Source organism: Halomonas sp. AOP30-A1-24 (genome assembly GCF_052378165.1).
Classification (GTDB): Bacteria; Pseudomonadota; Gammaproteobacteria; order Pseudomonadales; family Halomonadaceae; genus Vreelandella; species Vreelandella citrativorans.
In genome coordinates this window covers 1-4,484 of the sequence record NZ_JBQSXL010000057.1, presented here as the reverse complement: position 1 = coordinate 4,484, position 4,484 = coordinate 1, and the positions used below count along the sequence as shown (strand labels likewise).

General features: G+C 49.9%; 4 protein-coding genes. All 4 read left to right on the top strand.

What is annotated here, in order from left to right:
- The coding region (locus ACT3TJ_RS17675) for an ATP-binding protein (protein WP_444622792.1) at nt 1-544 on the top strand (544 nt) is incomplete at its 5' end.
- 2 nt (nt 545-546) lie between these two features.
- Complete coding sequence (narL, locus tag ACT3TJ_RS17670) at nt 547-1,212, top strand: two-component system response regulator NarL (RefSeq protein WP_172116672.1); 666 nt, start codon at nt 547-549, stop codon at nt 1,210-1,212.
- Between the two features lie 242 nt (nt 1,213-1,454).
- On the top strand, nt 1,455-3,050 hold the full coding sequence (locus tag ACT3TJ_RS17665; RefSeq protein ID WP_444622793.1) for an antiporter: 1,596 nt from the start codon (nt 1,455-1,457) through the stop codon (nt 3,048-3,050).
- Between the two features lie 77 nt (nt 3,051-3,127).
- Entirely contained in the window at nt 3,128-4,375 is a 1,248-nt protein-coding gene (locus tag ACT3TJ_RS17660) for an MFS transporter (RefSeq protein WP_193056422.1), read from the top strand.
- The last annotated feature ends 109 nt before the right edge of the window (nt 4,376-4,484 follow it).

Below are 4,484 nucleotides of genomic sequence, written 5' to 3'. Positions count from 1 at the left end.
CATTCAGGAGAAACAGTTTTCTGCTGAGCAACAACGTGGCGTAACCAGCGATTTACGTGAAGGGCTGAATAGTGCCTATCGCCAGCTCCGTGAGCTATTAAGCACGTTCCGGCTTAGTTTGGATAAGCCAGGCCTTCAGCCCGCACTACAGCAAACCATCAAAGAGTTTAGCCAGCGGCTTGGGTTCCCGGTCGAGCTAACCTACCGCCTGCCACCCCACTTACTTAGCGCAAGTGAAGAAATACACCTGCTGCAAATCACGCGCGAAGCACTCGCCAATACACATAAACATGCCAAAGCTCACTGGGCACACGTTAGCCTGGTATTTGATCAGGCAACACTGCACTTGGCGATTGAAGATGACGGTATAGGCCTACAGGATGATCAGTCCCCCCCCATGCACTACGGGCTAGTGATCATGCGTGACCGAGCCAATAACATTAATGCCGACCTTCATTTCAATAATCGACCGGAAGGAGGCACAGGCGTTTATCTGTGCTTTACCCCGTTGACCGAACGTCTTATCAAGGAAGGAAATACTTGAATATGGCTAGCGAAATTTACGACGAGCCCGCCACACTTATCGTAATTGATGATCATCCATTGCTACGACGAGGCGTACGTCAATTACTGGAAATGGAAGATGATCTGGCATTGGTATTTGAAACAGGAAGTCCCCGTGAAGGCATCCATCAAGCCATTACGCTTGACCCAGACATGGTACTGCTGGATCTCAATATGCCCGAGATGGATGGCCTGGAAACACTTAAACATTTGCGCGAAGAAGGTTATGCAGGCCGCGTCATTATGTATACCGTGTCAGATCAGGAAGACGACGTGGTCGATGCGCTACGTGGTGGGGCCGATGGCTACTTGTTAAAGGACATGGAGCCAGAGGATATGATTCATCAACTGCGCCAGGCGGCCAAAGGCCGCATGGCCATTAGCGAAAATTTAACAGCGCTACTTGCCCAAGCATTGCGCAACCAGCGTTCACTCCCTGCGAAACCGTCTATTAATGCGCTTACTCAGCGCGAAAAAGAAATTCTTGCCGAATTAGCCGCAGGCATGTCGAACAAGCTCATTGCTCGCAAGCTTGATATTACCGAAGGCACCGTCAAGGTACATGTTAAGCACCTGCTCAAAAAGCTGAGTCTGCGCTCCCGCGTTGAAGCGGCTGTTTGGGCCGTACAAGAAGGCCTCAATAAGTAGCTGAAAGCCTGCCATGAGTGGATACCCCTTAAAATCCAACTTCCACTTATTGCCATTTATTACACCACCTAGCGCACCATTAAAACTTTTAAAAACAGTACATTAGATACTCAGCATACATACCTCGTAAGAGGTACTTGAGAGTTCCCATCCATTGACCTGCCTCATTCCCCCTCTGCTTGCTAGCGCGTATCTTTCGTATAAGCAGTGCTATGCGGCACTTTTCTACAAGGGGGTACATGATGGCCAGAAAAAATGCTGACATTGAACGCTGGGATGTCGAAGACTCCGGCTTCTGGGAAAACGAAGGAAAGCACATTGCAAACCGCAATTTATGGATTTCTATTCCGAGCCTTCTGGTAGGCTTTGCGGTATGGATGATGTGGGGCATGATCGCCACCCAGATGCAAAACCTGGGCTTTCCTTTCACTACTGACCAGCTCTTTACCCTTACCGCTACTGCGGGGCTGGCGGGCGCAACATTACGTATCCCTGCGGCATTTATGCTTAGTTTAGCGGGGGGACGTAATACGGTTTTTCTCACCACAGCATTGCTGATCATACCCGCAGCAGGCACTGGGTTCGCGCTTATGAATCCGAACACGCCTTTCTGGATTTTTCAGGCACTGGCCCTGTTATCAGGTATTGGCGGAGGAAACTTTGCCTGTTCCATGAGTAATATTTCGAGCTTCTATCCCAAAAAACAGCAAGGCTACGCACTGGGAATGAACGCAGGGCTTGGCAATTTTGGTGTCACCACCATGCAAATCCTTGTTCCCCTGGTGATGACTGTCGGCCTTTTTGGTGTTCTTGCGGGCGGCCCCATGGAGCTTCAAAACACAAGCGGAACCTTGATTGGCCGCATTGAGGCGGGCACCCTTACCTGGATACAGAATGCGGCGTTTATCTGGGTGCTCTTTCTCATCCCTTTGGCCTTTGCTGGCTGGTTTGGTATGAATAACTTGCGCCCTATTAGCCCCGACCCAGGCACACCGCTACAGGCATTTGGCAAAATACTGGGGCTTTATGGTGTAGGTATTATTGCGACGTTCCTTGGCCTTGTGGCGCTGTCTTGGCTAAATATGTGGCTGGCTCTGCCCTGCACCGTCATTGTCACTCTGATCATGCTGCGCCTTATACCTGGCGAACAAATTAAACCTAATATCCAAAAGCAGTTTACGATTTTCCGTGATAAACACACGTGGGCAATGACGCTACTTTACATCGTCACCTTTGGCTCATTTATTGGCTTTTCAGCGGCTCTTCCCCTTTCAATCACGATTATATTCGGCAATATGGCCGAAATAGCTGCCGATGGAAGCATTAATCGAATCGCCAACCCGGATGCGCCCAGCGCGCTTACGTGGTCATGGATGGGCCCTTTTATAGGTGCGCTGGTACGCCCTATCGGTGGCTGGGTAGCCGATAAATTCGGTGGCTCACTGGTCACACAAATCATCACGGTGGTAATGGTCTTTGCATCAGCCGGGGCAGGTTACGTCATGATGCTGGCGTACAACGCCACCGATCCTAACCAATACTTCTGGTTATTCATGCTGCTGTTTATGGTGCTTTTCACCGCCAGCGGCATCGGCAACGGCTCTACATTTCGCAGTATTGGCTTTATTTTTGACGCGCAGAAAAAAGGTCCGGTACTGGGTTGGACAGCGGCTATTGCTGGTTACGGCTCGTTTATTGCTCCCGTTGTGCTGGGGGATCAAATTCGTGCAGGCTCGCCTGAAGTAGCCATGTATGGTTTTGCCGTTTTTTACCTGGTTTGCCTACTGATCAACTGGTGGTTCTACCTGCGCAAAAATGCCTATGTGCGTAATCCATAGTGATTTGATGCCAATTAAATTGAGGACCTGGATATCAATGCTATCTATCCTATTGACGCGAAAACTCAGGGGGCGCCATGGCTACCCATCGTTTTAAGCAGAATGCGGTACTCATTGCCAACACCTTTGCGTTCACCATGTGCTTTATGGTCTGGACCATGTTTGGTGAAATTGGCGTTCCTATTGCCGAGGAGTTAGCACTTAACGGAACGCAGTTTGGCATTTTAACGGCCATTCCCATTCTTACCGGTGCTCTCGCCCGCTTGCCCTTGGGCTCAATGACAGACCGTTACGGCGGGCGTCCGGTTTTCTTTATTGTGCTTTTGGTTATTGTGCCCGCTATCTGGCTGGTGCAGTTCGCCACCGCTTATTGGCAGTTATTAATACTAGGCGCTTTTATTGGCCTATCCGGGGGGGCTTTTTCGGTTGGTATCACTTATACGGCAAAGTGGTTTGAAAAAGATCGCCAAGGCTTGGCAATGGGGGTATTTGGAGCGGGCAATGCGGGTGCCGCGGTTACCAAATACATAGCCCCTACCGTTATCGTTATGCTTGGCTGGCAAGCGGTACCCAATCTGTATGCGATTATCATGCTCGCAACTGCCGCTTTCTTTTGGTTCTTCTCGTTTACTGACCCGAGCCATCGCAATACACAACGTAGCTCCTTGCGTGAGCAGCTCAACGTTATCAACGACCCAAAAGTCTGGAAGTATTGTCAATACTACTCGGTAGTGTTCGGCGGCTATGTCGGCGTCTCACTATGGCTTACCCGTTACTACATGAATGAATATGGCTTTGGCATTCAATTAGCTGCCGTGATTGCCACTATTTTCGTGTTGCCTTCCGGCATTATTCGCGCATTCGGCGGTTGGTTATCGGATCGTTTCGGCGCCCACACTGTAACCTGGACATGCTTATGGGCGAGTTTAATTGCGCTCTTTATCATGTCCTATCCAGAGACCTACTATAGCGTTCAAGGCGCTGCCAATGGGGCTCGCGTGGAGTTTGGGTTTGGCATTCCCGTGTGGCTTTTCACTACCGCGCTATTTGTAGTGGGCATTGCGTGGGGAATTGGTAAAGCCTCCGTCTTTAAGTATCTTGCCAATGACTACCAGGAAAACCTTGGTTTGGTGTCCGGCATTGTCGGCCTTGCAGGCGGCCTGGGAGGTTTTCTACTGCCTATCATGTTTGGCGCCCTCGTCGACCTGACAGGCATCGCCACCACCGTATGGATGCTGTGCTTCGCGGTAACACTTATTTCGATTATCTGGATGTGGTGGACAGAAAGACGTGTAAAAACGTTTACAAAAGAGACGGAAGATTAAGCAAATCATATTTCCCCCTCTTCTGAAAGCCGTTGCTTACCGTTTGAAGTAGCGGTCTTTAGTAATTTGCCATGATGGAGTGTTGTCTACCACAGTGATCAGCGAGAAT

Excerpts from the sequence above, each read along its gene's own strand:
- ACT3TJ_RS17660 (WP_193056422.1), top strand. The coding sequence starts at position 3,128 with ATGGCTACCCATCGTTTTAAGCAGAATGCGGTACTCATTGCCAACACC.
- ACT3TJ_RS17665 (WP_444622793.1), top strand. The coding sequence starts at position 1,455 with ATGGCCAGAAAAAATGCTGACATTGAACGCTGGGATGTCGAAGACTCC.
- narL (WP_172116672.1), top strand. The coding sequence starts at position 547 with ATGGCTAGCGAAATTTACGACGAGCCCGCCACACTTATCGTAATTGAT.